At 72.9% G+C, this 25,367-nt stretch carries 26 protein-coding genes and 1 pseudogene; 5 read left to right on the top strand and 22 right to left on the bottom strand.

The annotated features are described in order from the left end of the window. Nucleotides 1-34 precede the first annotated feature (34 nt). Nucleotides 35-1,279, bottom strand: coding sequence for an MFS transporter (locus tag ACIO9K_RS35925; RefSeq protein WP_400336030.1), 1,245 nt, complete (start codon nucleotides 1,277-1,279; stop codon nucleotides 35-37). Nucleotides 1,280-1,412: 133 nt separating this feature from the next. On the opposite strand from ACIO9K_RS35925, the gene ACIO9K_RS35920 reads away from it, so the two are divergent. The 3 genes from ACIO9K_RS35920 to ACIO9K_RS35910 all read left to right on the top strand — a co-directional run bounded on the left by ACIO9K_RS35920 (nucleotide 1,413) and on the right by ACIO9K_RS35910 (nucleotide 2,698). Further along, nucleotides 1,413-1,664, top strand: a complete 252-nt coding sequence (locus ACIO9K_RS35920; protein ID WP_363625407.1) for a hypothetical protein — start codon at nucleotides 1,413-1,415, stop codon at nucleotides 1,662-1,664. Between the two features lie 166 nt (nucleotides 1,665-1,830). Then, a complete protein-coding gene (locus ACIO9K_RS35915; protein WP_363588679.1) occupies nucleotides 1,831-2,334 on the top strand; it encodes a GNAT family N-acetyltransferase in 504 nt (167 codons plus the stop codon). 217 nt (nucleotides 2,335-2,551) lie between these two features. Further along, a complete protein-coding gene (locus ACIO9K_RS35910) occupies nucleotides 2,552-2,698 on the top strand; it encodes a hypothetical protein (RefSeq protein ID WP_400336028.1) in 147 nt (48 codons plus the stop codon). A gap of 203 nt (nucleotides 2,699-2,901) precedes the next feature. Here ACIO9K_RS35910 and hypE read toward each other — a convergent pair whose 3' ends face one another. From hypE to ACIO9K_RS35840, 14 genes are all read right to left on the bottom strand, one after another. Further along, nucleotides 2,902-3,942, bottom strand: a complete 1,041-nt coding sequence (gene hypE, locus ACIO9K_RS35905) for a hydrogenase expression/formation protein HypE (protein ID WP_400336074.1) — start codon at nucleotides 3,940-3,942, stop codon at nucleotides 2,902-2,904. 61 nt (nucleotides 3,943-4,003) lie between these two features. Further along, entirely contained in the window at nucleotides 4,004-5,128 is a 1,125-nt protein-coding gene (gene hypD, locus ACIO9K_RS35900; RefSeq protein WP_400336026.1) for a hydrogenase formation protein HypD, read from the bottom strand. Next, nucleotides 5,125-5,451 (bottom strand): HypC/HybG/HupF family hydrogenase formation chaperone, encoded by a 327-nt coding sequence (locus ACIO9K_RS35895; RefSeq protein ID WP_400336072.1) that lies wholly within the window; start codon nucleotides 5,449-5,451, stop codon nucleotides 5,125-5,127. The genes hypD and ACIO9K_RS35895 overlap by 4 nt, the downstream gene beginning before the upstream one ends. A 60-nt stretch (nucleotides 5,452-5,511) precedes the next feature. Beyond that, nucleotides 5,512-7,845, bottom strand: a complete 2,334-nt coding sequence (gene hypF / locus ACIO9K_RS35890; protein WP_400336024.1) for a carbamoyltransferase HypF — start codon at nucleotides 7,843-7,845, stop codon at nucleotides 5,512-5,514. After that, a complete protein-coding gene (gene hypB / locus ACIO9K_RS35885; protein WP_400336022.1) occupies nucleotides 7,842-8,636 on the bottom strand; it encodes a hydrogenase nickel incorporation protein HypB in 795 nt (264 codons plus the stop codon). The genes hypF and hypB overlap by 4 nt, the downstream gene beginning before the upstream one ends. Nucleotides 8,637-8,641: 5 nt before the next feature. Next, a complete protein-coding gene (hypA, locus tag ACIO9K_RS35880) occupies nucleotides 8,642-9,022 on the bottom strand; it encodes a hydrogenase maturation nickel metallochaperone HypA (RefSeq protein WP_363588689.1) in 381 nt (126 codons plus the stop codon). Nucleotides 9,023-9,255: 233 nt separating this feature from the next. Continuing rightward, on the bottom strand, nucleotides 9,256-9,369 hold the full coding sequence (locus tag ACIO9K_RS35875) for a DUF6893 family small protein (RefSeq protein WP_380345916.1): 114 nt from the start codon (nucleotides 9,367-9,369) through the stop codon (nucleotides 9,256-9,258). Then, nucleotides 9,363-9,878: a hydrogenase maturation protease gene (locus ACIO9K_RS35870; RefSeq protein ID WP_363588691.1), complete on the bottom strand. Its 516-nt coding sequence runs from the start codon at nucleotides 9,876-9,878 to the stop codon at nucleotides 9,363-9,365. The genes ACIO9K_RS35875 and ACIO9K_RS35870 overlap by 7 nt, the downstream gene beginning before the upstream one ends. Beyond that, entirely contained in the window at nucleotides 9,875-11,245 is a 1,371-nt protein-coding gene (locus ACIO9K_RS35865; protein ID WP_363625423.1) for a hypothetical protein, read from the bottom strand. The genes ACIO9K_RS35870 and ACIO9K_RS35865 overlap by 4 nt, the downstream gene beginning before the upstream one ends. Continuing rightward, nucleotides 11,242-11,976, bottom strand: a complete 735-nt coding sequence (locus ACIO9K_RS35860) for a DUF6084 family protein (protein ID WP_400336019.1) — start codon at nucleotides 11,974-11,976, stop codon at nucleotides 11,242-11,244. Before ACIO9K_RS35860 ends, ACIO9K_RS35865 begins: the two co-directional genes overlap by 4 nt. Next, a complete protein-coding gene (locus tag ACIO9K_RS35855) occupies nucleotides 11,973-12,620 on the bottom strand; it encodes a DUF5947 family protein (RefSeq protein ID WP_400336017.1) in 648 nt (215 codons plus the stop codon). The genes ACIO9K_RS35860 and ACIO9K_RS35855 overlap by 4 nt, the downstream gene beginning before the upstream one ends. Then, nucleotides 12,617-13,078, bottom strand: coding sequence for a thioredoxin (locus ACIO9K_RS35850; RefSeq protein ID WP_363588699.1), 462 nt, complete (start codon nucleotides 13,076-13,078; stop codon nucleotides 12,617-12,619). Before ACIO9K_RS35850 ends, ACIO9K_RS35855 begins: the two co-directional genes overlap by 4 nt. After that, nucleotides 13,075-14,859, bottom strand: coding sequence for a nickel-dependent hydrogenase large subunit (locus ACIO9K_RS35845; protein ID WP_400336015.1), 1,785 nt, complete (start codon nucleotides 14,857-14,859; stop codon nucleotides 13,075-13,077). Before ACIO9K_RS35845 ends, ACIO9K_RS35850 begins: the two co-directional genes overlap by 4 nt. An 89-nt stretch (nucleotides 14,860-14,948) precedes the next feature. Next, nucleotides 14,949-16,004, bottom strand: coding sequence for a hydrogenase expression protein HypE (locus ACIO9K_RS35840; protein ID WP_350886892.1), 1,056 nt, complete (start codon nucleotides 16,002-16,004; stop codon nucleotides 14,949-14,951). Between the two features lie 176 nt (nucleotides 16,005-16,180). On the opposite strand from ACIO9K_RS35840, the gene ACIO9K_RS35835 reads away from it, so the two are divergent. Next, nucleotides 16,181-17,434, top strand: coding sequence for an SLC13 family permease (locus tag ACIO9K_RS35835; protein WP_363625443.1), 1,254 nt, complete (start codon nucleotides 16,181-16,183; stop codon nucleotides 17,432-17,434). A gap of 44 nt (nucleotides 17,435-17,478) precedes the next feature. Here ACIO9K_RS35835 and ACIO9K_RS35830 read toward each other — a convergent pair whose 3' ends face one another. The 4 genes from ACIO9K_RS35830 to ACIO9K_RS35815 all read right to left on the bottom strand — a co-directional run bounded on the left by ACIO9K_RS35830 (nucleotide 17,479) and on the right by ACIO9K_RS35815 (nucleotide 22,627). Next, nucleotides 17,479-19,452, bottom strand: coding sequence for a LamG-like jellyroll fold domain-containing protein (locus ACIO9K_RS35830; protein ID WP_400336013.1), 1,974 nt, complete (start codon nucleotides 19,450-19,452; stop codon nucleotides 17,479-17,481). A 144-nt stretch (nucleotides 19,453-19,596) separates the two neighbouring features. Further along, the gene (locus ACIO9K_RS35825) at nucleotides 19,597-20,193 is read right to left on the bottom strand and encodes a hypothetical protein (RefSeq protein WP_400336011.1); all 597 of its coding nucleotides are present in this window, start codon (nucleotides 20,191-20,193) and stop codon (nucleotides 19,597-19,599) included. An 88-nt stretch (nucleotides 20,194-20,281) separates the two neighbouring features. Next, entirely contained in the window at nucleotides 20,282-21,442 is a 1,161-nt protein-coding gene (locus tag ACIO9K_RS35820; protein WP_400336009.1) for a GDSL-type esterase/lipase family protein, read from the bottom strand. A 177-nt stretch (nucleotides 21,443-21,619) separates the two neighbouring features. Then, complete coding sequence (locus ACIO9K_RS35815) at nucleotides 21,620-22,627, bottom strand: AraC family transcriptional regulator (protein WP_363625437.1); 1,008 nt, start codon at nucleotides 22,625-22,627, stop codon at nucleotides 21,620-21,622. Between the two features lie 164 nt (nucleotides 22,628-22,791). Between ACIO9K_RS35815 and ACIO9K_RS35810 the strand changes: the two genes are divergently transcribed. After that, nucleotides 22,792-23,286, top strand: coding sequence for a DUF1772 domain-containing protein (locus ACIO9K_RS35810; protein WP_063350758.1), 495 nt, complete (start codon nucleotides 22,792-22,794; stop codon nucleotides 23,284-23,286). Between the two features lie 88 nt (nucleotides 23,287-23,374). Here ACIO9K_RS35810 and ACIO9K_RS35805 read toward each other — a convergent pair whose 3' ends face one another. The 3 genes and pseudogenes from ACIO9K_RS35805 to ACIO9K_RS35795 all read right to left on the bottom strand — a co-directional run. Next, nucleotides 23,375-24,079, bottom strand: a complete 705-nt coding sequence (locus ACIO9K_RS35805; protein WP_363625439.1) for a polysaccharide deacetylase family protein — start codon at nucleotides 24,077-24,079, stop codon at nucleotides 23,375-23,377. Nucleotides 24,080-24,315: 236 nt separating this feature from the next. Then, nucleotides 24,316-24,909 carry a DUF1772 domain-containing protein gene (locus tag ACIO9K_RS35800; protein WP_063350756.1) on the bottom strand — a complete coding sequence of 198 codons (594 nt, stop codon included), beginning with the start codon at nucleotides 24,907-24,909 and terminating at the stop codon, nucleotides 24,316-24,318. A 181-nt stretch (nucleotides 24,910-25,090) separates the two neighbouring features. Next, a pseudogene (locus tag ACIO9K_RS35795) lies at nucleotides 25,091-25,367 on the bottom strand (NmrA family transcriptional regulator); the annotation flags it as partial.

Genomic DNA, 25,367 nt, shown 5'->3' with positions numbered 1-25,367 from the left:
GTCCGAGCTCCCGCGTGCCAGGTCCTCCCGCGTCTCAGGTCAGGCTCGCGGCCTGTTCCCCTGCTTTCCGGGGCGTCCTCTCGCGACGCGGGAGCAGCAGCGGGGTGGCGAGGAGGAGGATTCCGGCGGCGGCGATCGCGGTGCGGGGGCTGGTGGTGGCGGCCAGCAGGCCCCAGAGGGCGGTGAGGGCCGCGATGGCGGCACTGCTGCTGATCGACCATGCGGCGAGGGTGCGGGCGAGCTTGTCGGGGTCGATCTGTTCGAGCCGGTGGGTGGCCAGCAGCGGATTGAACAGGCCGCAGCAGGTGACCAGCCCGAGCTGGACGGTGACGATGAGGACGATCCCGGGGGCGCCGGGCTGGACGAACGCCAGCCCGATGGGCCAGCACGCGCGCAGCACTCCGGCGGTGAGCAGCGTCCGGTGCTGTCCGAAGCGCGTCGCGAGCGGGCGGGCGAGGCGTGAGCCGAGCAGGCCGCCGACGCAGGGGGAGGCGAACACGAGGCCGTACTGCCAGGGTGCGTAGCCGAGGCGGCCGAGGAGGAGTACGGCCATCAGCGGTTCGGCGGCCATGATCAGGCCGTTGACCACGATCGTGTTGAGGAACAGCGGGCGCAGTGTGGGGTGGGCGAGGATGTGGCGCCACCCTTCGAGCAGGTCCCCGGCGCGCAGCCGCGGTGCGCCGGTCGGCGCGGGGTGCGGTTCGGTGCCGCCGATGGCGCGGATGCCGAGGGCCGAGAGCAGGTAGCTGAGGGCGTCGGCGACCACGGTCACCACCGGGCCGAACAGTCCGATGGCGGCCCCGCCGAGCGGTGGCCCGACGGTGGTGGCGGTCCACGTCGTCGATTCGAACCGGCTGTTCGCGACGAGCAGGTCCTGGGCTGGCACGAGCGTCTTGAGGTACGCGCCGCTGGCGGCCTTGAAGGCGATGTCGGCCGCGGCGGTGACGACGGAGACGACGAGGAGCTGGGCGAAGCTGAGCCGGCCGAGCGCGAACGCGGCGGGGACGCTCAGCAGCACCGCGAACCGGGTCAGGTCCATCGCCATCATGACCGGCCGTTTGCGCCGGAACTCCATCCACGGACCGAGCGGCACGGCGACCAGGGCCCCCACCGCCCGCCCCGCGGCGGACAGCAGCGCCACCTGGGTCGGTCCGGAGTGCAGCACGAGGATCGCGAGGAGGGGGAACGCGCCGAATCCGAGCCCCGAGCCGTAGGAGCTGACCGCGAACGCCGCCCACAGCCATCCGAACCGTCGCCCCAGTGCCCGCCGCCCGTTCATGCCCGTACGCCTTTCGCCGATCCGAACAACCACCCGATGACCACCGGCATCAAAGCGGATGGCGAATGGCGGGATCAAACAACCGATCTGCCGGGAAGGCACAACCATCCGTTGTGCGGACACGATGGGCGGCGTGGATCTCGACGCTGTGCGGGTCGACGGCGACAACTTCGACCAGTTGCCCTGGTGGGAGCGTGCGGGAGGCACCGGCACGACGAGTGCGCGGTGCCGCCAGGACCCGACGCCGTTGCAGCCGTTGCGGATGTGGTCGGTGATGACGTACCCGGGGACGATCGGCGAGCCCGAACAGGTCCAGATCCCGTCCTTGACCGGTTCCTGGAACGGCCACACCCTACGGGGAGGAGGTGTGCACGACATGTGCTGATCGCATGCACAGACAATCTTGGCCCAAAGTCGCCCTGCGCACGGGAGCCCGTCAGGTCGGAGCGGTGGAAGCTGCGAGGTGGAAGCCCTGCGGGGGAGGCCGCGCGGTCGATGCCGAAAGCGCCTGCGCCTGGCACCCGCAGGTCAGTGGGAGCAGAATCACGTCCATGTTCACGACCAATCGCCTGACGATACGCCAGTGGCAGCCCGAGGACCGCGAGCGGGCACTCGACATCTACTCCCGCTGGGAGGTGACGCAGTGGCTGGGCCGCGATCCCCGCACCCTGGAGAACCTCACTGACGCCGAGGCGACGATCGAACGCTTCCGCTCCCGCTCGGCCGACCCGCGCTTCGGCATCTGGGCGGCGGAACGGAAGGACACCGGCGTGGTCGCCGGCTCCGTCCTGCTCGCCCCGATCCCGGACGGCGACGGAGAGGTCGAGGTCGGCTGGCACCTCCATCCGGACAGCTGGGGGCAGGGCTACGCCACCGAGGCCGCGCAGGGCGCCGTGGCCAAGGGATTCGCGGACGGCCTGGCCGAGATCCACTCGGTGGTCCGGCCGGACAACCGGCCGTCGCTGGCCGTCTGCCACCGGCTCGGCATGACCGCGCTGGGCCGCACCACCCGCTGGTACGGCATGGAGTTGGAGGAGTTCCGACTCACCCCCTGACGGGGATCCGGGCGAGGACAGCCCGTTCGGCTCGCCCGTCGCCCGGGCGGGCCGGTCCGCCGGATCCTGGCGCCGATTCGGTGACGGGTGGTCAGGTGAGGTCAGTCCCGGGGATCATCCCGTTCCCGTGTCGCTATCTGAGCGTATTCAGCCCGGACAGGCCGGTTCGCCCCCTTGAGGGGGACTTCGCATGCGTCGTCGCACGACCCGCCCTGTCTTGACCGCAGCCGTCGCGCCGGCCCTCGTGCCGCTCGCGGGCTGCACCGGCGTGGGCAGCGACGCTGCCGCGCCGGCGGTCGCCGCACCTCCCCCGCCGGAGCAGGCGTTCGGCCCGAACCGCGCCGCGCTGCCGGCCTGCTGCTGACGCTCCGCCGGACCCGCCGCTGACCGCCACCCTGCCGGTCCCGGGCACACCCGGGACCGGCAGGATTCCGGCTCCGTCGGGCCGTGCGGCGCTGGTGCCCCCGGATTGATCGCACGCCCTGGACGAGGACCGGGGCTCGTACCGGTGAAGCCGGCGCGAGCCCCGATCCCGTTCCCCCCACCCGCACGAGGCGGGCGGAACCCTCAGCAGATCCGCGGGAGTTGCTCCCCCATCGGCAGGTCGATGACGCGGGTGCCGCCGAAGGGGGTGCGGCAGACGACCATGCCGGGGTGGTCCACCACGCACTCGCCGATCACTGCCGAGCCCGCGCCCAGCGGGTGCGCCCGCATCGCGGCAAGGACGGCGTCGGCGTGCTCGCGCGGAACGAAGGCGACCAGCTTGCCCTCGTTGGCGACGTAGAACGGGTCGAGACCGAGGATCGCACAGGCGTTGGCGACCTGCGCGGGCACGGGGACGACCCGCTCGTTCACCACGACGCCCACCCGGGCGGCCTCGGCGATCTCACCGAGCGCCGCCGCGAGGCCGCCCCGGGTGGGGTCGCGCAGCACGTGCAGGTCGGGTGTGACGGCCAGCATCGCGGCCACCAGTCCGCCGAGGGCTGCGCAGTCGCTCTCGATCTCGACGCCGAATTCCAGGCCCTCGCGCACGCTCATGATGGCCACGCCGTGCAGGCCGATCTCACCGCTGACGATCACCACGTCACCGGGGGCGGCGCGCTGCGGCCGGATGTCGACTCCGGCCGGGACGAGCCCGATGCCGGCGGTGTTCAGGTACACGCCGTCGCCGTGCCCGGCCTCGACGACCTTGGTGTCGCCGGTGACCACCTCCACCCCGGCGGCCCGGGCGGCGGCGCCCAGCGCCTGGGCGACGTGCGCGACCACGGCCGTCTCCACGCCCTCCTCCAGGATGAACCCGCAGGACAGATAGGCCGCCTGAGCCCCGCTCATGGCCAGGTCGTTGACGGTTCCGTTGACCGCGAGGTCGCCGATGCTGCCGCCGGGGAAGAAGAGCGGCCGCACGACGTAGGAATCGGTGGAGAAGGCGAGCCGGGCACCGCCGAGCTCGACGACCGCCGAGTCCGCGAGCCCGGCGAGCACCGGCCCGCCGAAGGCCGGGGCGAACAGGTTCGCCACCAGTTCGGCCGACAGCACCCCGCCTCCGCCGTGCCCCATCACCACCCGGGGGTGGTCGCGCAGCGGCAGCGGGCAGCTCCATCCGAGGATGTCCGGGGCGCCGCCGGCGCCGGTCTGGGTCTGGGTCTGGGTCTGGGTCTGAGTCTGAGTCTCAGCCAACGGGGCTCGCCTCCCGGGCGATGCCCGGCGCGTCGAGCCGCCGGTAGAGGTAGTAGGCGGCGCAGGCGCCCTCGTTGGAGACCATGGTGGCGCCGAGCGGGGTGCGCGGGGTGCAGGCGGTGCCGAAGGCCTCGCACTGGTGCGGCTTGAGCAGCCCCTGGAGGACTTCCCCGCTGCGACACTGCGCGGGTTCGACGGTGGTGATCCGCGCGACGTCGAAGCGGTGCTCGGCGTCGTGGTCGCGGTAGCCCGGGGAGAGCCGCCACCCGCTGTCCGGGATGACGCCGATGCCGCGCCAGGCCCGGTCCGTCACTTCGAAGACGTCCTCCAGCATGGCCCGGGCCGCCGGGTTGCCCTCCGGGCGTACGGCCCGCGCGTAGGCGTTGTCGACGGTGTGCTCGCCGTTCTCCAACTGCCGTACGGTGCGCCGGATTCCTTCCAGGATGTCCAGCGGTTCGAAGCCGGTGACGACGATCGGCACCCGGTGGCGATCGGCGAGCGCGGGGTATTCGTCGGTCCCCATCACGCTGCACACGTGTCCGGCGGCGAGGAGGCCCTGGACCCGGCACTGCGGCGAGTTCATGATGGCCTCGATGGCGGGTGGCACCCGTACGTGCGAGACCAGCATGCTGAAGTTGCCGATGCCCCGCTTCCTGGCCTGGTGCACCGCCATGGCATTGGGTGGTGCGGTGGTCTCGAAGCCGATGCCGAAGAAGACGACCTCCCGGTGCGGGTTCTCCTCGGCGATCCGCAGCGCGTCCAGCGGGGAGTACACCACCCGGACGTCGCCGCCCTCGCCGCGTACCCGGAAGAGGTCACGGCCGGTGCCGGGCACGCGCAGCATGTCGCCGAAGGAGCAGAAGATCACCTCGGGCCGGGCCGCGATCTCCAGCGCCTTGTCGATCACCTCCAGCGGGGTGACGCACACCGGGCAGCCCGGGCCGTGGATCAACTCGACTTCGGGAGGAAGCAGTTGGTCGATCCCGTGTCGGATGATGCTGTGCGTCTGACCGCCGCACACCTCCATCAGCGCCCACGGCCGGGTGACCGTCGCCCTGATGTCGGCGAGCAGGCCGCCGGCCAGCTCGGGGTTCTGGAACTCCTCCAGGTATCTCACCGTTCCTCCTCCCGCTTCGCCGAGGCCGCCGAGGCCGCCGAGGCCGCGGCAGTCTCCGCAGTCTCCGCGGCCTCCCAGGGGTCGCCGAACTCCTCCTGAAGCAGGCCGAGTTCCTCGAACAGCTGCAAGGTCCGGCGAGCCGATTCCTCATCCAGCCGCTGCAGGGCGAACCCGACGTGGACGATGGCGTACTCGCCCACCTCCAGGTCCGGCAGGTACTCCAGGCACACGTCCTTGACGACCCCGCCGAAGTCGACGACCGCCATCCTGGTCCCGTCGCGTTCCGCGATCTCCAACACTCTTCCGGGTACCGCCAGGCACATCGCGGTCTCCCTCCTCTCTCCGGTTCCTCCGAACCTGCCGAACTCCGTGCGGGCGGCCACTCAGCCGTCGGCCCGTGCCGCCACCATCAACTGGCCGAGCGCGAGCCCCGCGTCGTTGGGCGGCACCCGGCGGTGCCGCAGCACGGTGAACCCGTCCTCCGCCAGGCCCCGCGCGCACGCCGAGGACAGCAGCGCGTTGGCGAAGACGCCGCCGCTCAGCGCGACCGTCTGGGTGCCGTGCCGCCGCCCGATCTCGGCGCAGACCGCCCGTACCAGCGCGGCCACCGCCGCATGGAACCGGGCGGCGATCAGTCCGGGCGGCGCCCCTGCCGCCAGGTCCGCCACCACCGCGGCCAGCACCGGCCCCGGCCGGGCGGTCACCACCCCGCCCTCGTCGGCGAGTTGGAATGCGTAGGCCTCCCCCGGGCCGACCACCGGCCCGTGCGCGAGGGCGGCCGCCTCCAGCTCGATCGCCGCCTGCGCCTCGTACCCGGCTTGCTGGCAGACCCCGGCCAGCGAGGACACCGCATCGAACAGCCGACCCATGCTGGAGGTCGGCACGCAGTTCACCGATCGGTCCAACTGCTGTGACAGCAGTCGGAGTTCTTCAGCAGGGCAGGAGCGCACCGGCGGCAGGCCGGCCGCCCACGGGAGTCCTGCCGCCCGCAGATGGGCCAGCGCCATCCGGTACGGGCGCACCACGGCCGCGTCGCCCCCCGGCAGCGGAACGTAGTCGAGCCGGGCGAGACGCCGAAAGCCCCGGTAGTCGGCCAGCAGCGCCTCTCCGCCCCACACCGCGCCGTCCTCTCCGTAGCCGGTGCCGTCGAAGGCGATCCCGATCACGGGCCGGCTGCCGTCGAGGCCGTGCTCGGCCATCACCGAGGCGATGTGCGCGTGATGGTGCTGGACGTCCCGCACCTCACGGCCCCGGGCCGACCTGCGCACGTGCCGGGCGGAGCGGTAGCCGGGGTGGCGGTCGACGACGAGCACTTCGGGCTGCACGCCGGTGACGGCCCCGAGGTGGTCCACCGCGCGGTCGAAGGCCCGGAGGGTGGCGAGGTCGTCCATGTCGCCGAGGTGGCCGGACAGCCAGGCGTAGCCGTCCCGGGCCAGCGCGAAGGTGTTCTTGAGGTCGCCGCCCGCGGCCAGCGCGGGCCGCACCGGCACCGGCAGGGGCACCGGGAGCGGCACGTAGCCGCGCGAGCGCCGTACCGGCAGCGGCTGCCCGTCCACCACCCGCACCACGGAGTCCTCGCAGGGCACGTGGATGGGGCGGTCGTGGGTGAGCCAGCCGTCGACCAGCGGGGCGAGGCGGGCGAGGGCCTCCCGGTCGTCCGTCACGATGGGCTCGCCGGACAGGTTGGCGCTGGTCATGACCAGCAGTCCGGGGCCGGGAGGGGCGAGCAGGAGGTGGTGCAGCGGGGTGTACGGCAGCAGCACGCCGAGGTCGGGGCTGCGCGGAGCGGCTGCTTCCAGTTCCGCGAGCCGGTGTTGCCCCCGGCGCAGCAGTACGATCGGCCGCACCGGGCCGGTGAGCAGGTCTTCCTCGACGGGCCCCAGTTCCACCGCCCCGGATGCCGCCAGCGCCCTGAGCTGTTCGAGGTCGCGGGCCATCAGGGCGAAGGGTTTGTCACCGCGCCGCTTGCGCCTGCGCAACAGGGCGACGGTGTCCGCGTCGGTGGCGTCGCAGGCCAGGTGGTAGCCGCCGATGCCCTTGACGGCCAGGACGGCTCCGCAGGTGATCAGGCGCCGGGCCTCGGTGAGCGCCTGCTCGCCGTCGAGCACGGGGAGCCCGGGGACGGACAGGGTGAGGGTCGGGCCGCAGGTGTGGCAGGCGACGGGCTGGGCGTGGAAACGCCGGTCGGCCGGGTCGGCGTACTCGCGGGCGCAGTCGGGGCACATCGCGAAGGCCGCCATCGTGGTGTTGGCCCGGTCGTACGGCAGGGCGGTGACGATGGTGTGGCGGGGCCCGCAGTTGGTGCAGCTGATGAACGGGTGCCGGTGGCGGCGGTCGGCGGGGTCGGCCAGTTCGGCGAGGCAGTCGGCGCAGGTGGCGGTGTCCGGGGGGATCTGGGTGCGGTGCGGTCCGTCGGCGCGGGAGGGGGTGATGACGAAGCCCGGTGTGCCGGTGACGGCCAGCGGCTGGTGGTCCACCGAGGCGACGTCGGCGAGCGGGGGCGCGTCGCTGGCGATGCGCCGGCAGAACGCGGTCACCGCCTCGCCGGTGCCCTCGATCTCGGCGAGCACGCCCTCGCCGGTGTTGGTGACGCTGCCGGACAGCCCGAGTTCGGTGGCGAGGGTGAAGACGAACGGTCGGAAGCCGACGCCCTGGACGAGTCCGCGCACGGCGACCCGGCGGCGCTGGAGCAGGGGCGGCTGCTGATCCGTGGTCACGGCAGGTCCACGGCCGGGTGCGGGTGGTCGTGGACCCCCGCGTGGTCGTGGTCGTTGCCGTGGTGGTTGTGGTTGCCGTGGTCGTGGTCGTGGTCGTGGTCGTGCGCGCCGGCCATCACCGGCCGGTGGACCTGCGCTCCGGCCAGCACCGCGAGCGCCCGGTCCAGCAGCGCACCGGCGCCCTGCCCGGTGCGGGCCGAGGTGAAGACCACCTCCACCCCCGGGTTGACCCGCGCGACGCTCGCGAGGAAGGCCGCTTCGTCGAACTGTGCCGCGACCGCGAGGTCCGCCTTGGTGACCAGCACCAGGTTGGCCAGTCCGAAGGCGGTCGGGTACTTGAGCGGCTTGTCCTCTCCCTCGGTGACCGAGGCGAGGACGACCCGCAGCGATTCGCCGAGGTCGTAGGAGGCGGGGCAGACCAGGTTGCCGACGTTCTCGACGAACAGCAGCCGGGTGTCCGGCGGCAGCCAGCCGGTCAGATGCCCGCGCAGCATCGCCGTCTCCAGGTGGCACAGGCCGTCGGTGAGGACCTGCTTCACCGGCGCGCCCGAACGGGCCAGCCGGCGCGCGTCGTTCTCGGTCGCGAGGTCGGCGGTGAGGGCCGCGACGGGCACCTCGCGCTCCCGGGCCAGGCCGAGTTCGGCCTCCAGGAGCGCCGTCTTGCCGCTGCCCGGGCTGGACAGCAGGTTCACCACGACGGTGCCCCGAGCGGCCAGTTCCGCCCGCAGCCGCCGGGCGTCGTCGTCGTTGCGGGCGAGAACCGCCTGCCGGAGATCGACGGTGCGACACATCGGTTTCAGCCTCCTTGATCGGTCCGGGCGCCCGTCGGGGGCTCGGACCACTCGACGCCGAGGATCTGCAGCTCACGCCCGGCCAGCAGTTCGACCCTGGCGCCGGCGCAGCGCGGGCAGCCCAGGTCGGGCGGCATGCCGACGCTCCACTCGACCCCGCAGGGCGTGCACTTCGCCCGTGCGGCGACGGCCTCGGTCTCCAGCACCGCACCTTCCAACAGCGTTCCGGCGCAAGCCAGTTCGAAGCAGAAGTCGAGTGCCGACGGGACGACTCCGGCCAGTTCGCCGATCTGCAGCCGGACTCTGGCCACGGCGCTCTCCCCGTGTGCGCGGGCGGCCCGGTCCACCTGGTCGACGACGGCCGTCGCGATCGACATCTCGTGCATCTGTCTCGTTTCCCGCGGTTGGAGGCGCCCGGCTCCGTGGGGGCGCGGGCCCGGTGTCCGGGCCCCGTGAGCAACAGGCCCCATGAGCAACAGGCCCCGTGAGCAACAGGCCCCATTACAGGGTGCGGCGGCGGGAACGGCTCGAAGCCGCGCCGCCGCCGTATCCGTGACTACCTGTTCGCAGCACGCCGGTGGTGGTCCCCGCGCGTACTGCTCCGCTACCGCATCCGCTCCTACATCCGCCGGATCCGCAGGTAGCGCCTCAGGTCGGGAAGGCTCTGCCAGATCAGCGCCGCGGCTGCGGCCAGGACGGCCGCGGCGGCCGCGACGGCGAGGTTCTTCAGCATGGTGCCGCCTCTCTGTGGGTGTGTGCGTCCGTGGTGAGGACGCGCAGGATCACGGCGACCGCCTCGTCGACGGCGGCGGCCACCGGGGTGCTCAGTCCGATCCCCTCCTCCAGTGAGGCGGGTTCGCAGCCGACCACCAGGACCCGCCCGGGCGCGGTGCCGCCCGTTCCGGCGGCCAGGGTCGCGAGCAGGGCGAGCACGGCGTCCGGGCCCATCCGGTGGCCGTCCAGGACCATCGATTCCACCGGTCCGGCGTCCGCTTCGATCAGGTACACCGTCCCCGGCTCGCCGCCGCGCGCGGTGGCGTCGACGAGCACCAGCGTCCGGTAGCCGTCGAGGAGTTGGTAGGCCAGGTGCACGCCGCGCACGCCGACGTCGAGGAGCTCGACGCCGGCGGGCAGCTCCCGGGCGGCGAGGCGCCGGACGGTCTCGACCCCGAAGCCGTCGTCGCCGAGGAAGATGTTGCCGACCCCGGCGACCAGGACCCGCCCGGTCCGGTCGGCGCTCACGGCCCTTCCACCGGGGTGACCTCGTCCGGCTGGAAGTACCGGAAGCGGCCCTGCGCCCGCCACAGGTCGGCACCCGGGTCGTCGTCCACGGTGACGGCCAGGTGCACCGAACCGTCGACGTCGTGCAGCACCGCCTCCACCAGCGCGGTGCGCCCGTGCAGGAACACGTCCTGGGCGTCGGTGCGGCGGCGCCCGGGCCGGAGCCGCACCCGGCTGCCGGCGGCGACCGGGCGGCCGTCGATCATCACCTGGTCCCGTTCGGGGTCGGTCTGCGGGTCGTTGCCCGGGTCCCACCAGGGCCGGTCCGCCCCGGCTTCGGGGTGGGTGAGTTCGCGCAGCCCCCGGACGGCGCCGTGCAGCCGTTCCAGGATCTCGGGGGGCATCGAGTCGGCGAGGTCGATCACCGCGCCGGCCCGGTCGTCGGTGCCCCGGGCCTCGCGCTTCTCCCGCTCGGTCAGGGCCGCGGTGCGCAGCGCGAGGATCTCGTCGATCTCGGTGGCGTCGTAGAGCGCGCCGGGGCTCTCGGGGGCGATGTGCGGGTGGTCCTCCAGGATGATCGGCGAGGAGAGCAGCACCTTGCCGCTGCCGGGCGGGCCTGCCAGCACGGGCCAGGTGTGCTCGTTGCGGCAGGCGCGCACCGCCTCGCCCGCCCACTCCGGCGGGTCGGTCACCGAGAGGAAGGAGCCGCGGTCGAGGCCGAGCAGCAGGTGGGCCGAGACGAGGGCGTGCGCCAGTGCGGCCTCGCGTCGGGTGCCGGGCACCGGGTCCCAGTCGGAGGTGTTCTCCACCAGGACGGTCAGCCGCTGCGCCCGGTAGGGGCCGGGTACGTCCTGGGCGGTGATCCGCAGTCGGCCCTGGACCCGTTCGCGGCGGCGCAGGAGCCGCCCGGCCAGCGCGCCGTCCTCGACGAGCGGCTCCTCGTCCTCGGACGCGTCGAGTTCGAAGCCGCGGACGGCTTCACCGGCCGCCAGTTCCTCGACCGGGATGAGGAGTTCGATCCGCTCCTCGACCCCTTCGTCCCAGGGGGCGAGCACCCGGTCGGCGAGCTCCAGCTCATCGACGGTCCGGAATCCGCCCTGCCTGCCGGCCTCTTGGACCGTCCGCCGTTGGAGGCGCAGGAACCGCAGCTCGACGGCCAGCTGGTCGCCCCGGCGCGCTTCCATCACGCACTCGGTGCGCTGGTGGGAGTGCTCGCCGCTGTCGGCGCCGTAGCGCGGCGGGGTCAGGACGCCGAACTGCCAGCGCAGCCGGTTCTTGGCCGCTGACGCCCGGTAGGGGTAGAGCACGTAGCCCTCGAACAGGACGGCGTCGGCGATCTGCCGGGCGTGGGCGAACCTGTTCTCGCTCTCGTGGGCGGGCGCGGTCACCGCTCCCCCTTCGCGGTCTGGGCCGCCTTGACGGCCTGGGGTGGCTTCGCGGCCTGGGTCGTCGCTGTGGTCCGGGTCGGCGCTGTGGTCCGGGTCGGCTTCGTGGTCCGGGCCGTGCCGAGCAGCTCGCGCACGGTGGCCTCCCAGGACGGCAGGGCGTGCCGGGAGCGGTAGGCGAGCAGTTCGGCCATCAGGTCGGCGGGCAGCCGGAGCCAGCCGCAGCCCGGGAAGTGCGCGTCGATCGCCTCCCGCCAGACCTTGACCGGCATCCGCACGGCGGCTTCCTGGTCCCAGGCCACCGGGGTGACCTGGAAGCCGCCGGGGCCGGCGAAGGCGGTACCCGAGAAGAGCAGCAGCAGCGGCACGTCCCCGTCGTCCAGTGCGGCGAGGTAGCGGGCGGCGGAGACGTCCATGTCGTAGGTGCAGGGCACCACCAGGTCGGTCTCGGTTTCGCCGGTGAACGCGCCGACCAGCAGCGGGACCTGGGCGAACTGGACCGGGTGGAGGGTGCCGGCCCAGCGTGAGCGCTCGCCGAACAGGTCGGTCAGCCGCCCGCCCTCGGCGTCGCCGTAGCGGCGGCGGGCCGGTTCGATCCGCAGTTGGCAGCGCAGCGCCAGCGCGTGCACCCGCACGTCGGCGGGGGCGGTGATGCGCAGCCGGAAGACCAGGGCGGGCCCGGCGGCGTAGGGATCGGCCCGCACTCCGGTGCAGGCGAAGGAGATCGAGGTCACCGGGCGCCGCCTTCGGGGAGGGCGCGGGACCGGGCGGCCAGGCGGTCGAAGAAGGCGGTCTGTTCGGCGCGTGCCTCGGCCCCGCCGTCGAAGCCCTTCCAGCAGCGCCGCAGTCGGCCGACGAGTTCGTAGCAGACGTCGACCGGCACCAGGTAGCACTGGATGCCATCGGTGTCGCGCCGCAGCAGTAGCGCCTCGACGTCCGGCCGCAGCGCGGCGTGGAGGCGGCTGCCGCCGAGCGCGGCCTGCCAGGCGGCCTCGTCGGCTTCGGCCTCGGTCGCGCCGCCCGGGCCGGGGTAGAGCAGGACGGACCGCTGCAGACGCGTGGTGCGCAGCAGGAACGCGGTGGCGACCGGGATGCCGAGGGCGGCCCAGGCGTCCTCGCCGAGGGGGTGGGCCGGGTCGGTCAGGTAGCGGTCGGGGACGGCGCGGTAGCGGCCGTCGGCCGCGCCGGGCTGCTGGAACAGCAGGGCGCAGGCGGTGCAGGCGCAGGTGAGCGCCTGCTGGTCGGTGTCCGCCAGGTGGCGGTGCTCGGCGGGCAGGTGCCGGCCGCAGAACTCGCAGCGTTGCGGCTGCGGGGGTGCGGGCTCCCGCAGCCGACGCAGCAGCGCGGTGCCGGGCCGGTCGAGCTGGCGGAAGGTCATCGCGGGTCCGCCGGGGGCCGAGCGCCGATCTGCAGCAGTTCCGCGGGGCGTTCGAGCTCGACCGCGGTGACCTCGGGGGCGTGGCAGGCCAGGGCGTTCTCGATGTCCTGTTCGCCGCACCCGCAGCCGCTGCGGGTGCGGCGCAGCCGGGCGGTGCCGGTGGCGGGGTCGAAGGCGGCCAGGTCGACCGGTTCGGGCAGGGTGGCGAGTGCGCGGGTGATGCGGGCGGTGACGTCCTCGGGGTGCAGGTCGTGCAGGACGAGCAGCCCGGCCAGCGACGGTTCGTCCAGCAGCCGGGCCAGCGCGGCGGGCGGCAGGGCCTGGACGAGGCGGGCCAGGGCGTCGCCGTAGAGGGCCATCAGTTCGCGGACGAGGTGCTCGCCGGCCTCCTGCGCGTCGGCGCCGGCCAGTTGGTCCAGGGCCTCCTGGATGCGGGCCCCCGCCTGTTCCGGGGTCATGCGGTGAGTCCGCTCAGCCCGGTGGGCACGTGCATGGTCTGCACCGTCTTCCCGTCGCCCAGGTACATGTGGACGCCGCAGGGCAGGCAGGGGTCGAAGCTGCGCACGGCGCGCATGATGTCGATGCCCTTGAAGGTCTCCGGGGGGTTCTCCTCGAAGATCGGGGTGTTCTGGACGGCGTCCTCGTAGGGGCCGGGGGTGCCGAAGCTGTCGCGGACGCTGGCGTTCCACGGGGTCGGCGGGTAGGGGTGGTAGTTGGCGATCTTGCCGTCCCGGATCACCATGTGGTGGGACAGCACGCCGCGTACGGCCTCGGTGAAGCCGCAGCCGATCGACTCGTCCGGCACCTCGAAGCGCTCCCAGGTCTGGCTGTGCCCGGCCCGGACCTCGTCGAGCGCCTTCTCGGCGAAGTGCAGGGCCGCGGCGGCCGCGTAGGCCTGGAAGTAGGTGCGGGCGCGGTTGCGTTCGATGGCGTTGCTCCACTGCGGGATCTTCCACTCGAAGGTGGTCTCCGGCTTGGTCATGGAGCGCGGCAGGTTGATCTGCACGCTGTGTCCGGTGGCCTTGATGTAGCCGATGTCGACCAGTCCGGACAGCGCGGTGGACCACAGGCGGGCGATCGGACCGCCGCCGGTGTCGAGGGCGAGGTAGTCCTTGCCGTCGAACCAGCGGGGGGACATCACCCAGCTGTACTTGTCGTCGAAGTCGCGTTTCTGCGGGGCCGGGATGGTGTGCTGGTTCCAGGGGTGGCGGGGGTCGACGGGGTTGCCCAGCGGGTCGTGGGTGACGAAGAGTTCCTTGCCCTCCCAGTCCTGGTAGTAGGAGCTGCCGAGCAGGATGCGGATGCCGAGGTTGATCTCGGTGAGGTCGTTGGTGACGAGCTTGCCGTCCACCACGATGCCCGGGGTGACGAACATCCGCCGGCCCCAGTCCGTCATGTTGCGGTAGGTGAAGTCGCAGTGGTCCGGGTCGTTGAGGCTGCCCCAGCAGCCGAGCATGACGCGGCGCCGGCCGACCTCCTCGTAGCCGGGCAGGGCCTCGTAGAAGAAGTCGAAGAGGTCGTCGTGCAGCGGCACGACCTTCTTCATGAACTCCACGTAGCGCATCAGCCGGGTCAGGTAGTCGGTGAACAGCTGGACGGTGGCCACCGTGCCGACGCCGCCGGGGTAGAGGGTGGAGGGGTGCACGTGGCGGCCCTCCATCAGGCAGAACATCTCCCGGGTGTAGCGGCTGACCTGGAGCGCCTCGCGGTAGAACTCGCCCTCGATGGGGTTCAGCGAGCGCATGATGTCGGCGATGGTGCGGTACCCGTGGTCGCCGGCGTGCGGCGCCTCGGTGCGTTCGGCCAGTTCCAGGACGCCGGGGTTGGTCTCGCGGACCATCTTCTCGCAGTAGTCGACCCCGACCAGGTTCTCCTGGAAGATGTTGTGGTCGAACATGTACTCGGCGGCCTCGCCGAGGTTGATGATCCACTCGCCGAGGTGCGGGGGCTTGACCCCGTAGGCCATGTTCTGCGCGTAGACCGAACAGGTGGCGTGGTTGTCGCCGCAGATGCCGCAGATCCGGCTGGTGATGAAGTGCGCGTCGCGCGGGTCCTTGCCGCGCATGAAGACGCTGTAGCCGCGGAAGACCGAGGAGGTGCTGTAGCACTCCGCGACCTTCTTCTGCTTGAAGTCGATCTTCGTGTGGATGCCCAGGCTGCCCACGATCCGGGTGATCGGGTCCCAGGACATCTCCACCAGACCGCTGCCGTCGCCGGCCGTCCTGGTCGTCGGTGCCATCGTCTGTCATGCCCTTCTGTCAGCGGGAGGAGGCTCTGCAACGGCCCGCCCGCCCCGGGCGGGGCGGGCGGGCCGAAGGGGGAAAGGGGTCACCACGGCGGGCGGTAACCGGTGGTCAGGCGGCGCCCGGTGTGCCGCCACTTGGGCTCCTGGTCGACCGTCCGGCCCGTGATCGTGCGCAGGCGGCGGATCACCGCCCCGTACGCCGAGCTGGCGCCCGTCGAGACCCGGGAGCCGGGCGGCGGGTCCATGAACGGCATGAACTTGTCGGGGAAGCCCGGCATGGTGCAGGCGATGCAGATGCCGCCGACGTTGGGGCAGCCGCCGATGCCGTTGATCCAGCCGCGTTTGGCGACGTTGCACTTGACGACCGGGCCCCAGCAGCCGAGGCGCACCAGGCACTCGGGCGTGCCGTAGTCGGTGGCGAACTGGCCCTGTTCGTAGTAGCCGCCGCGGTCGCAGCCCTCGTGCACGGTCGCGCCGAACAGCCAGGCCGGACGCAGCTTGTCGTCCAACGGGATCATCGGCGCGGAACCGGCCAGCTGGTACAGCAGGTAGGTCAGCGTCTCGGCGAAGTTGTCGGGCTGGATCGGGCAGCCCGGCACGCAGACGATCGGCAGGCCCGCCTTGGACTTCCAGTCCCAGCCCAGGTAGTCGGGCACGCCCATGGCACCGGTCGGGTTGCCGGCCATCGCGTGGATGCCGCCGTAGGTGGCGCAGGTCCCGATGGCGACCACCGCGGTGGCCTTGGGGGTGAGGCGGTCCAGCCACTCACTGGTGGTGATCGGCTGGCCGGTGTCCGGGTTGTCGCCGAAACCGCACCAGTAGCCCTCCTCCTTGATCGTCTCGTTCGGGATGGAACCCTCGACGACCAGGACGAAGGGGTCGAGCTCGCCGCGGTCCGCCTTGAAGAACCACTCCACGAAGTTGTCCGCGCCCTGGACCGGACCGCACTCGAAGTCGATCAGCGGCCAGTGGACGGCGACCTTCGGCAGGCCGGGGAGTGCGCCGGTGACGATCTCCTCGATGCTGGGCTGCATCGCCGCGGTCAGGGAGACCGAGTCCCCGTCGCAGCTCAGACCCGCATTGATCCAGAGAATGTGCACCACGGCGGCGTCGGCTGAAGTTGTTGCAACCGCACCCATGAGGATGCCTCCTCAAAAAAACGGGAGCCGAACAGATAAGCTCAAAAAATTCATAGCAGCAGTTCAGCCCGGCCGCCGGTCCAGAGAACCGGGCAGGTCGCTCGAAGGGACGCAAGCCGGCGCACCCGTCCGGGTGGCCGTCAGCCGGACTCGGCTGGTCCCGAAGGGAGCCCGCACTGAACACCCCGCTCGCGGAGGGCCTGGCCCTGGTACTGCTGCTGGCCGTGCTGGCCTGCGCCGTCGTCCGGCCGTGGGGCTGGCCCGAGGCCGCCGTCGCGGTGCCCGCCGCCGCCCTGCTGGTCGCCACCGGCGCGATATCGCCCGCGCACGCGCTGGAGGAGGCCGAACGGCTGGGGCCCGTGGTCGGGTTCCTGGCGGCGGTGCTGGTACTGGCGCAGCTGTGCGACGAGGAGGGGCTGTTCCACGCCTGCGGGGCGTGGATGGCCCGGACCGCCGCACGGCCCGGACGGCTGCTGGTGCAGGTGTTCGCCCTGTCCTCGGTGATCACCGCGGTGCTGAGCCTGGACGCGACGGTGGTGCTGCTGACCCCGGTGGTGTTCGCGACCGCCACCCGGCTCGGCGCCCGACCGAAGCCGCACGTCTACGCCTGCGCACACCTGTCGAACACCGCGTCGCTGCTGCTTCCGGTGTCCAACCTGACCAACCTGCTGGCGTTCGCGGCCAGCGGCCTGAGCTTCACCCGGTTCGCCGCGCTGATGGCCCTGCCGTGGCTGGTGGCGATCGGCGCCGAGTACGCGGTCTTCCGCCGGTTCTTCGCCGCCGACCTGGACAGCGGGGCCCCGCCGCCACCGGACGAGGCGGCCCCCGAGCTGCCGCTGTTCGCGCTCGTCGTGGTGGCCTGCACGCTCGGCGGGTTCGTCCTCACCTCCGCACTGGGCGTCAATCCGGCGTGGGCGGCCGCGGCGGGGGCCCTCGTGCTGGCCGGCCGGGCGCTCGCCCGGCGCCGCATCACGCCGACGGCGGTCGTCCGGGCCGCGAACGTTCCGTTCCTCGCCTTCGTCGTCGCCCTCGCGATCGTCGTCCGCGCCGTCGTCGACAACGGCCTCGCCGCCGCGCTCGGCCACGTGGTCCCCGCCGGCACCGGACTGCCGTCCCTGCTCGCGGTCGCCGTGCTGGCCGCCGTCCTCGCGAACGTGATCAACAACCTGCCCGCCGTCCTGGTCCTCCTGCCGCTGACGGCGGCCTCCGGCCCGGGTGCGGTGCTGGCGATGCTGCTCGGCGTGAACATCGGCCCCAACCTCACCTACGCCGGCTCCCTGGCCACCCTGCTGTGGCGCAAGATCGTCCAGCAGCACGGGAGCACCGTCCGGCTGGGCGAGTTCACCCGCCTCGGCCTGCTCACCGTCCCGTCGGCGCTGGTGCTGTCCGTCCTGGCGCTGTGGGTGTCGCTGCGGGCCCTGGGAGGCTGACGGGCGGGGCGCCCGCGGGGCGGGCGCCCCGGGGCGCGGGGGTGTCAGGAGATCATGAAGTCCCGGACCGGCAGGGGACGGTTGACCACGCGGACGTCGCCGATCCAACCGTGGAAGACCTGGCTGAGCGCGCCGCCGTACTCGTAGCCGCCGAGCAGCCAGGGGTGGCCGAGGGTGCTGAGGCCCTCGGACGGTGTCGAGGGGTTGCGGACGACCTCGCAGCCGTTCACGTACATCCGGGTGAGCCGCTTGTTGTTGACGACCGCGACGTGCCACCACGCGCCGAGCGGGAGTTCGTGGCCCCAGTTGGTGACGGGGCCGCTCAGGTTGGTCGGGTAGACGCACCACTGCAGTTCCCGCCCGCCGGACAGACTGAGCGTGGCGACCGGCTCCTGCGGGTCGGTGTCGGGGCCGGTCTTCCCCGCCTCCCCGCTCGTGCCCCAGCGGCTGAGCAGCGCCGTCCAGGCGTTGCGGCCGGCGTCCCAGTCGGCCGGCAGCTTGAAGAACGCCTCGAAGGTGTAGCCCTGCTGGAAGGTGTCGGCGTTCATCGGGGCCTTGGCGACGGTCTGCAGGTACGCGCCCTGGACCGGCTTGCCCCGGCCCTCGAAGTAGAGGCTGCCGCGGCCGGGCTGGTCGGGGTGCGACTCGGTGGACCAGGTGAGCGTCCCGGCCGGGCTGCCCGGGGCGGTCTGCTTGACGAGGTCGTTGCCGTGACCGCTCAGGTCCTTGACGACCTGGGAGTCTGCGACGGCGCTGCCGGCCGGCCGGCCGCCGTCGAAGCGCCAGTAGGCGACCGTGCCCGGGATCGTCACCTGACGCGCGGGGCGGGCCGGGCGGGCCGGGACCGGGGCGAAGCCGGCGAACCGCCGCGCGAAGTCCACCTGCACCGAGAAGCTGTCCACCGGGCCGGTCAGCTCGATCTCCTGGCTGGCGAGGCGGTTGACCTTCTCGGCGGCCAGCTGCTGGATCCAGGGCGAGTACGTCCGCACGTCGATGGTGTTGCGGTCCAGGTCGAAGCGGTAGGCGCGGATCATCGCCGCGCCGCCGTAGTACCGGTTCTGGTAGTTGGTGATGTGGACGTGGACGTCGTGGCCGGCCTTGTTGGTCAGCGTGGTGCTGCCGGGCGGCCAGTAGTGGCCGTTCAGGGTGAGGAAGATCTGGTCGTTGCCGCTGATCAGCCTGTCCCAGAGCGCGTGCCCGTGGTCGGACAGCTGGGCGGCGCCGCCGTCGTCGGCGTAGGCGAGGTCGTGGGTGGTGAGGATGACCGGCACGGTCGGGTGCTGGGCGATCACCGAGTTCGCCCAGGCGAAGCCGCGGTCGGACAGCCGCCAGTCCAGCGAGAGCACCATCCAGTCCCGACCGGCTCCCCGGAACAGGTGGTAGGTGTTGTAGCCGTCCGGGCTCGCGCCCTTGAAGGTCGCCGAGCGGGCGAACCGGGCCGGGTTGAAGGTGTCCAGGTACGCCGTCCGGCCCCGCTGGTCGTCGCTGCCCGAGCCGACGTCGTGGTTGCCGGCCAGGACGCTGTAGGCCGCGCCGTGGCGGTCGAGGAGGGTGAACGCCTTGCCCGCGGCGGCGAACTCCTCGGCCTTGCCGTTCTGGGTGACGTCGCCCAGGTGCGCGAGGAAGACGAAGTTCTCGTCGCTGCCGTCCAGCACGTGGCGCAGTGAGGCCTCCAGCGGGGCGGGGTGGATCCGGTCGTCGTCGAAGAGGTACTGGGTGTCGGGCATCACCGCCAGGGAGAACCGGGGGCCGTCCGGGTCCGGATCCCAGGCGCCCCGGCCGTCGTCCGCGGCGGCGGGCGCGCCGAAGGCGTCGGCCGTCGCGTCGGCGGGCTCGTCCGCCGCCGCCGTCGCCGTGGAGCCCGCCCCGAAGACCGCCAGCCCGGCGCCGACCAGCCCCGTCGCGCGCAGGAAGGCGCGTCGGCCGGCCGCCGCCGGCGCGTCGGAGTCGAACCCGACGGTCCGCGGGCAGCTCGACCCGTGGTCGTCGTGGGGAAGGTCGTTCTGATGGTGGTTCATCGGGGCAGCTCCTCGGGCCGTGCACGGTGATCGCGACGTTAGGGGCACGACGCGGACCGCCGACCGGACGGCCGGCCTCCGCACGGTGAACGCCCGGGGAACGTCCCCCGCGAGCCGCTGCTCCCCGGGGCCTCCGCGGCCGGGTCAGTGGCCGCCCTTGGGTTCGGTGCAGCCGCCGTCCAGGTACATGCCGTGCGGGTGGACGTCGGGCGGGGAGGTCAGCAGGCCGCTGACGCACAAGACGGCTTCGGGGATCTGGAGGTCGAATCCGGGGGCGCCGGTGGAGGTGCGGACGTTGACCAGCTCGGCGGGGTAGCCGAGGCGTTGGAGGGCCGCGCGGAGGCCGGCTTCGTCGAGGACGGCCGGCGTGCCGGCGGGCCGCAGGGCGTCCGCGATCCGTGCCGCGTGGGCCTCGCCGCGGCACTGGGCGTCGGCGAGGAGCCTGACGGTCTGTTTGTAGGCGTGGTTCTCCGCGTACTTGTCGGCCCAGGTACCGCCGTCGCCCGTGGGGGCGGCGGCCGGGGCGGACGGCGGTGTGGCGGCGACGCCCGCGCATTTCGCCGCGACCTGGGGGAAGAGCCGGTCGTGGCGGGCCAGGGCCTCGGCTCCGGCCTGGCCGGGCTCTCGGGATTCAGTGTGTGATGCGTTGCTCGGTGCGCTCGTCGATCCGCAGCCGGCGAGCGCCAGCGCCGTCACGGCCGCCGCCAGGCCGGTGGCTGTCCTGCTCCAGGTGTGCCTCATCTGCCTTCTCCCCCTCGGTCGTTGACCCTCGGCCCGTTGCCCCCCGATCACCGGATGATTGTCGCGTACGAGGGCGACGGCCGGCGGGTCAGTCCGCGAACGGGCCGGTGTCTCCGAAGGCGAGGCGGGTGAAGTGCTCGGCGATGCGGTGGTGGCCGGCCTGGTCCGGGTGCAGGTCGTCGGGGAGCGGGTGGTCGTCATGGTCGGTCCGGCCGTAGAGCGAACGGCCGTCCAGGTAGTGCAGGTTGAGGTCGCCGTCGGCGGCGCGGGCGGCGACGATGCGGGCGAGTTCGGTCCGGATGACGGTGAGGGTGAGGCGGCCCGCCGCGGTCTCGGCCGGGTCGCCGGTGGCCCGGAAGCGCAGTGCCCCGGTGCTGAAGTCGACGGCGAGGGGCCCCGGGGTGTCCTCCTGGATCGGGCAGAGGATCGGGGAGACGACGAGCAGCGGCGTGGCCGGGTGTCCTTCGCGGACGGTGTCGAGGAAGCCGTGCACCGCCGAGACGAAGGCGCGCAGGCGCATCACGTCGGCGTTGACGAGGTTGATGCCGATCTTCAGGCTGATCAGGTCGGCGGGGGTGTCGCGGATCGCGCGGGCGGTGAACGGGTCGAGCAGCGCGCTGCCGCCGAAGCCGAGGTTGACCAGGTCGACGCCGCCCGTGGCCGCCGCCAGGGCGGGCCAGGTGCCGGTCGGGTGGGTGGCGTTGGAGCCGTGGCTGATCGAGCTGCCGTGGTGCAGCCAGCGACGGCGGGTGCCGTCCGGGACCGGGGTGACGGGGGCGTCGGTGTCGAGGGCGAGGAGTTCGGTGGTCTCGGTGTGCGGGAGCCAGATCTCGACGGTCTTGTCCCGTGCGGGCAGACCGGTGAACCGGGCGGTGCCGGGCGGGCCCTGGGTCAGTTCGACGCGGCCGGTGACCAGGTCGACGGTGCGCAGGTTGCCGCCGGACACCGTGGTCTGCGCCGTCAGCCGCCCGTCGACGAGGAGGTCGTACACCCCGTCGGGCGGGGTGGGCACGCCCACGTAGGCCCGCTTGGTCGGGACGGTGTGCAGGTCGATCGCGGTGGCGCGGGTGCGGAAGGCCAGCCGGACGCCGGAGGGCTGGGACTCGGCGATCGCGAGCTGTTCGTCGGGGATCTGCCGGCGGGCCCGGGCGGGCAGGCGGTGCGGCAGCAGGCCGCGTCCGGTGTGCTCGACGTCGAGGTGGCCGTGCAGCAGGGCCTCGGTGACGGGGGTGGTGAAAGAGGTGTTCATCGCTGTTCCATCGCGTTCTGTGCGGGCCCTGCCCGTGCCATGTGCTTTCTGCCATCCGGCTATAGTCAGTATGGGATTACCTAATGAGTTTAGGCAAATGGGATTACAGCCTTGGATTCCCGGTCCTGGATCCCCAGGCCCTGGCTGTCGGCGGCGGCCACGGCCACGGCCACGGCGTCAGCCCGCCAGGATGACCGTCTCCGCCGGGCCGGAGAAGCCGGCCTGCTGGACCGGGGCGCCGGTCGCGGCGAGGCGGCGGTGCTCCTGCGGACTGACGCCGCGGACGCGTTTGAAGGCCGCCGAGAGGGCGAAGGCGTTGCTGTAGCCGACCTTGCGGGCCGCGAAGGCGACGGTGCACTCGGGTTCGCGCAGCAGGTCGGCGGCGACGGCCAGCCGCCAGCCCGCCAGGTAGGCCATCGGCGGTTCGCCGACCAGGCCGGTGAAGCGGCGGGCCAGGCCCGCCCGCGACACCCCGACCCGCTGGGCGAGGTCGGCGACCGTCCAGGCGGTGGCCGGGTCGTCGTGCATCAGCCGCAGCACCGGTCCGACGACGGCGTCGTGCTGGGCGCGGTACCAGGCCGGGGCGCCGGAGTCGGGGGCGGCGAGCCAGGAGCGCAGCACGGAGACGACCAGCAGGTCCAGGATGCGGTCCAGGACCAGCTCCTGACCGGGCTCGTTGCGCCCTATCTCGGCGGCCAGCAGGTGCACCAGGGTGTCGTCGGCGCCGGTGCCGGCCGGGCGGACCAGCAGGGCGGGCAGGCAGGCGAGCAGGCGCTGGCCGATCTCGTGCTCGGCCTGGTAGGTGCCGGACAGGACCACCGAGGACGCCTGGTCGCCCTCCCGGCCCTGCCCCCAGGTCCGGACGCCGAGCGACATCACCTCGGAGACGTCCACCCCGCCGCGCGTGCAGACCTGCCCGGGGCCGACGATCACGTCCACGGGGGTGTCGGGGTCGTCCGCCACCGTGTACGGCTCCGGGCCGCGGACGATCGCCACGTCGCCGGGGTGCAGCAGCAGCGGCGTGCCGCGCTCGGGCAGGATCCAGGCCTCACCGCGAACCATCGTCACCACCGACAGCGGGGCCCGGTCCTCGATCCGCAGCGACCACGGCGGGGTGAGGATCGAGCGCAGCAGGAACGCGCCGCGGGCCTTGGGGCCGTCGAGGAGTCCCGTCAGAGTGTCCATGGGCCCAAGTGTAGACGGCAAGACATCATTTGACGGTTTGTCATTTGAGAGGGTCTTGAGTGATCGAGGTGGCCCGAGCGGCCCGGATGCCGGATGATCGGCGCACGGGGGACGAACCGATACGCAGATACGCAGATACGCAGAGACAGTGAGGGGCTACGAAGATGGAACTGGCACGCACACTCGCACTGGTGGCGGCCACCGTCACCTGTGGACTGACCGCCGGGTTGTTCTACGCGTTCGCGTGCTCGGTCATGCCCGCGCTCGCGCGGGTCGAGGACCGCACCTTCATCGAGGTCATGCAGCGCATCAACGTGGCCATCCTGAACGGCTGGTTCGTCCTCGGCTTCGTCGGCGCCCTCCTCACCACCGGCGCCGCCGTCGCCCTCCACCTGCCCTCCGACGGCCACCACGCGCTACCCGCCACCGTGGCCGCCCTGGTGCTCTACATCGCCGCGATCGGCGTCACCCGCTCCGTCAACATCCCGCTCAACGACGAACTCGCCGCCGGCGGCGAGCCCCGGCGCATCACCGACCCGGCCGCCGTCCGGGGGCGCTTCGAAGCCCGCTGGGTCCGTTTCAACGTGCTGCGCGCCCTGCTCTGCACCGCCGCCGTCGCCTGCCTCGCCTGGGCGCTGATCCTGCACGGCCAGGCCTGACCCCGCGCCCGGTCGGACCCCCGGATACGCCTTCGAACTCCCGCGCGCGTCGTGGGAGTTCGAAGGCGTATCCGGGGCCGGTCCCGCCCTAGCCGCAGAGGGTCCCGAAGGTGTACCCGCGCGCCTTGAGGGTGGAGAGGATCGTCGGAAGCGCGGCGGCGGTCTGGCTGCGGTCTCCGCCGCCGTCGTGCAACAGGATCACCGAGCCCGCGCGGACGTTCTTCAGCACCCGGGACTGGATGGCCGCCGTTCCCGGCCGGGACCAGTCGGTCGGGTCCACCGACCACAGCACGACCTGCTTGCCGAGCGCCGCCGCGCGCGAGCGCACGGCGCCGTCGACCGCACCGTAGGGCGGGCGCAGGCAGCTCGGGGTGCGGCCGGTCTGGGCGCGGATCGCCTTGTCCGTGTTCGCCACCTGGGCGTTGACGGCGGAGGCCGAGAGCCGGCGCAGGTCCGGGTGCGACCAGGAGTGGTTCTGCACGCTGTGGCCCGCCCGGGCGACCTGCCCGGTGAGCGCCGGATGGGCGGCGACGTTCTGCCCGATCTCGAAGAACGTCGCACGCACGCCGTAGCGGGCGAGGATCCCGAGGATCTTCGGCGTGTACGTGGGGCTGGGGCCGTCGTCGAAGGTGAGGTAGACGACCTTCCCTCCCTTGTCGGCCTTGGCGCCCGCCGCCTCGGCGGGTGCGGCCGGCACCGCGACCGCCGCTCCCGCCACCAGGGCGACGGCGAGTGCGCCGATCGCGGTCCGAATCCGCCCAACCGCCCTGCGCCTGCCGGAATGTACGGCCATGCCTGCCCCCTGCCCCTGGTGCCGGAACCGCCCTGTGCCGACCAGTCTGCGCCGAAGGGCGCCGCCGCCGCGACCGGCCGGGGGTGAATTCGGCCAGCTGCCCGGCGGGTTGACCAGCCGCGGGAACAGGGCCGGGATCAGGGCCAGGCACCGGGCCAGCCACCGGGGCCGGGCACGGCGACCGCCCCCGGTGGGGATCCACCAGGGGCGTCAACCACGTTGCGGGGCCCGGCCGTTCAGCGCGAGGCGCGGCCGTGCAGGACCAGCGCCCGGGTCAGGGCCGCCAGGCCGCCAGTGCAGAGCAGCGTGCGGAGCATGTTGGTGGCCACCCAGGTACCCTCGAACTTGGCGCGCACGCCCGCGAAGTCGGTGATCTGGGACGGGTCGCCGGCCTGCGCCAGCTGGTTGTTGAGCGGGATGTTGACGCCCATGGTGACCATCAGGGCCACCACGTAGAGCACCGTCGCCCCGGCGGCCCACAGCGCCGCCTGGCGCCGGCCGGCCTTGTGCTGGAGCCAGGCCGCCACGCCCGTCGCCACGAAGGCGCCGACGAAGACCAGGCCGAACATGCCGTTCTCGATCGACTTGTTGATGTGCTGCATCGCCGTCACGTACGTCCGGTCGTCGCCCGCCGCGAGGCCCGGCATCACGGACACGTCGAAGGCGAAGAACAGGCCCGCCATCAGGCCCATCGCGATGGTGGCGCCCGCCAGGACGGGCCCGGCGGCCTTGCTCCGTGCGGCGGGGGCCGCCGAGGCGCCCGGCGCGAGGCCGCCGAAGGAGGATGGAGCGGAGTAGGAAGCTGGAGTCGCGGTCTGGTTCGAGCGCATCGGTAATCCTTCGATTTCTCCCCGGCCCCCGCCCAGCGCGGGGGCCACCACGGTGCCCGGGCACCGGCTTCCGTACCGCTCCCGGGTTCGAACCGGATGGACGGTCAGGAAGTCGGCGAGGCCCGGCACCGACGATCAACGAAACTGACTGGCCTGCGAGTTGTGCGGCTTGGTGGGCGGCTCACACGTCCCAGACCCCGGACGCGGCGGCCTCGCGGGCGAAGTCGGCGAAGTCCCGCGGCTCACGCCCCAACGCCCGCCGCACCCCGTCCCCCAACGAAGCGTTACGACCGTCCAGGATCACCGAGAACAGCTCCGCGAAGTCCCCCGGCAGACCCGCCTCCTCCAACACCCCCCGGTACGCCGCCTCCGACACCGCCTCGAACCGCACCTCACGACCCGTCGCCCGCGACAACTCCACCGCCACCTCCGCGAACGACAGCAACCGCGGCCCCGTC

This window comes from Kitasatospora sp. NPDC087271 (assembly GCF_044744605.1).
In the GTDB taxonomy this organism is placed as follows: domain Bacteria; phylum Actinomycetota; class Actinomycetes; order Streptomycetales; family Streptomycetaceae; genus Kitasatospora.
This window is presented reverse-complemented; position numbering and strand designations above follow the sequence as displayed.

What these genes read in the sequence shown, in the direction of transcription:
- ACIO9K_RS35925 (WP_400336030.1), bottom strand. Translation starts at nt 1,279, where the DNA reads ATGAACGGGCGGCGGGCACTGGGGCGACGGTTCGGATGGCTGTGGGCG.
- ACIO9K_RS35915 (WP_363588679.1), top strand. Translation starts at nt 1,831, where the DNA reads ATGTTCACGACCAATCGCCTGACGATACGCCAGTGGCAGCCCGAGGAC.
- ACIO9K_RS35895 (WP_400336072.1), bottom strand. Translation starts at nt 5,451, where the DNA reads ATGTGCCTGGCGGTACCCGGAAGAGTGTTGGAGATCGCGGAACGCGAC.
- hypB (WP_400336022.1), bottom strand. Translation starts at nt 8,636, where the DNA reads ATGTGTCGCACCGTCGATCTCCGGCAGGCGGTTCTCGCCCGCAACGAC.
- hypA (WP_363588689.1), bottom strand. Translation starts at nt 9,022, where the DNA reads ATGCACGAGATGTCGATCGCGACGGCCGTCGTCGACCAGGTGGACCGG.
- ACIO9K_RS35875 (WP_380345916.1), bottom strand. Translation starts at nt 9,369, where the DNA reads ATGCTGAAGAACCTCGCCGTCGCGGCCGCCGCGGCCGTCCTGGCCGCA.
- ACIO9K_RS35855 (WP_400336017.1), bottom strand. Translation starts at nt 12,620, where the DNA reads ATGACCTTCCGCCAGCTCGACCGGCCCGGCACCGCGCTGCTGCGTCGG.
- ACIO9K_RS35850 (WP_363588699.1), bottom strand. Translation starts at nt 13,078, where the DNA reads ATGACCCCGGAACAGGCGGGGGCCCGCATCCAGGAGGCCCTGGACCAA.
- ACIO9K_RS35845 (WP_400336015.1), bottom strand. Translation starts at nt 14,859, where the DNA reads ATGGCACCGACGACCAGGACGGCCGGCGACGGCAGCGGTCTGGTGGAG.
- ACIO9K_RS35840 (WP_350886892.1), bottom strand. Translation starts at nt 16,004, where the DNA reads ATGGGTGCGGTTGCAACAACTTCAGCCGACGCCGCCGTGGTGCACATT.
- ACIO9K_RS35830 (WP_400336013.1), bottom strand. Translation starts at nt 19,452, where the DNA reads ATGAACCACCATCAGAACGACCTTCCCCACGACGACCACGGGTCGAGC.
- ACIO9K_RS35825 (WP_400336011.1), bottom strand. Translation starts at nt 20,193, where the DNA reads ATGAGGCACACCTGGAGCAGGACAGCCACCGGCCTGGCGGCGGCCGTG.
- ACIO9K_RS35820 (WP_400336009.1), bottom strand. Translation starts at nt 21,442, where the DNA reads ATGAACACCTCTTTCACCACCCCCGTCACCGAGGCCCTGCTGCACGGC.
- ACIO9K_RS35815 (WP_363625437.1), bottom strand. Translation starts at nt 22,627, where the DNA reads ATGGACACTCTGACGGGACTCCTCGACGGCCCCAAGGCCCGCGGCGCG.
- ACIO9K_RS35810 (WP_063350758.1), top strand. Translation starts at nt 22,792, where the DNA reads ATGGAACTGGCACGCACACTCGCACTGGTGGCGGCCACCGTCACCTGT.
- ACIO9K_RS35805 (WP_363625439.1), bottom strand. Translation starts at nt 24,079, where the DNA reads ATGGCCGTACATTCCGGCAGGCGCAGGGCGGTTGGGCGGATTCGGACC.
- ACIO9K_RS35800 (WP_063350756.1), bottom strand. Translation starts at nt 24,909, where the DNA reads ATGCGCTCGAACCAGACCGCGACTCCAGCTTCCTACTCCGCTCCATCC.